This is a genomic window from Streptosporangium sp. NPDC023963, from assembly GCF_040639135.1.
Lineage (GTDB): Bacteria > Actinomycetota > Actinomycetes > Streptosporangiales > Streptosporangiaceae > Streptosporangium.
Map to the genome: position 1 here is coordinate 1 of NZ_JBEZZK010000045.1, position 1620 is coordinate 1620.

Genomic DNA, 1620 nt, shown 5'->3' on the forward strand with positions numbered 1-1620 from the left:
ATCTCGTTGCCCTGCTGCACCAGCTGGGTGCGCCGGTCCGACATCCGCTGCGCCAGACCGCGGGCGGCCACCAGCATCGCCAGCGTGGCGATGAAGGGCACCATCCGCCCGTACGAGATCAGCAGCCCGTTGACCAGGCCCGCGCCGGTGCCCACCAGCACCGCGCACAAGATCATCACGAACGGGCCGTAGGACTGGGTCGCCAGCGTGGTCGCCCACACCGACGCCAACGCCATGATCGCGCCCACCGACAGGTCGATGCCCCCACCGATGATCACGAACGTCATGCCGACGGTGATCACCCCGATGGTCGCGGCCAGCGACAGGATGCTCACCATGTTCGAGGTCGTGGCGAAGGTGTCGGGCACCGTGACCAAACCCACCACGGCCAGCAACACCAGCGCGACCACCAGGCCGAGATGGCGCGTCTCCCCGAGGCGGGCGAGCGGGCTCGCCACGACGGGCTTGCGAGCGGGCGCCTCGACGCGGTCGCTCTCGTCCACGGGCGGCTTCACCGGAGCACCGCCGAGATGCTCGGGGCTCCGGAACGGAGGGAGATGACGTCCATGAAGACCTGTCGGTTCCTTTCACTAGTCCCGGCGTGTCCGGCGCTTCCGGCGTGTCCGAGGTATCCGGCACTCCCGAGGTTCCCGGCGCTCCCGGGCTCCCCGGGCTTCCCGGCTGCGGAGGGGGTCACAGGGCGCTCCCTTCCATGATCATGTCGAGGACGGCGTGCTCGTCCAGCTCACCGGCACCGGCCTCACGAATGACCCGGCCCTCCCGCAGGACCAGCACCCGATCGGCCAGCCCCAGCACCTCGGGAACCTCGCTGGAGACCAGCAACACCCCGATCCCCTCATCGGCCAGCCGCCGCACCAGCGCGTACAACTCCGCCCGAGCGCCCACATCCACCCCGCGGGTCGGCTCGTCCAGCAGCAGCAGCTTGCGATCGTTCAGCAACCACCGGGCCAGCACCGCCTTTTGCTGGTTACCGCCCGACAACGTCTTGATCGGCCGCTCCGGATCGGAAGGGCGGATGTCCAGGGCCTGCACCATCTCCCGCGCGTCGGCCGCCTCCCGGCGCCGGTCCATCCAGCCCAGCCGCGAGTACCGGCCCAAACTCGCCAGGCTGATGTTGCGCGAGACGCTCTGGTCCAGCAGCAACGCCTGCGCCTTGCGCTCCTCGGGCGCCAGCCCCATGCCCAGCCGCACCGCACCGGTCGTGCCACCGCCCCGGCGCACCGGCTTGCCCTCCAGCACCACCTGGCCGGAGAACCGCCGCGCCCCGTACACCGCCTCGATGATCTCCGAGCGGCCCGAGCCGACCAGACCGGCCAGCCCCACGATCTCCCCCGCCCGCACCGAGAACGACACGTCGGTGACGACCCCGGGGACGGTGAGGTTCTCGACCCGCAGCACCTCGTCGCCCGCGACGGGTTCCTCGCGGCGCGGCGGGAAGACGTACTCGACGTTGCGGCCGGTCATCAGCGACACCACCTGCGAGGTCGGCGTCTCCTTGGCCGGTAGGCCCACCGCGACCGTGCGGCCGTCCTTGAGCACCGTCACCCGGTCCCCGATCTCGCGGATCTCCTCCAGCCGGTGCGAGATGTAGACCACCGC

At 70.8% G+C, this 1620-nt stretch carries 2 protein-coding genes; both read right to left on the minus strand.

The annotated features are described in order from the left end of the window. A partial coding sequence (locus AB0F88_RS44235; RefSeq protein WP_362698686.1) for an ABC transporter permease occupies positions 1-503 on the minus strand: 503 nt, incomplete at its 3' end. 190 nt (positions 504-693) lie between these two features. Continuing rightward, on the minus strand, positions 694-1620 hold a 927-nt coding region (locus tag AB0F88_RS44240; RefSeq protein WP_362698689.1), incomplete at its 5' end, for a sugar ABC transporter ATP-binding protein.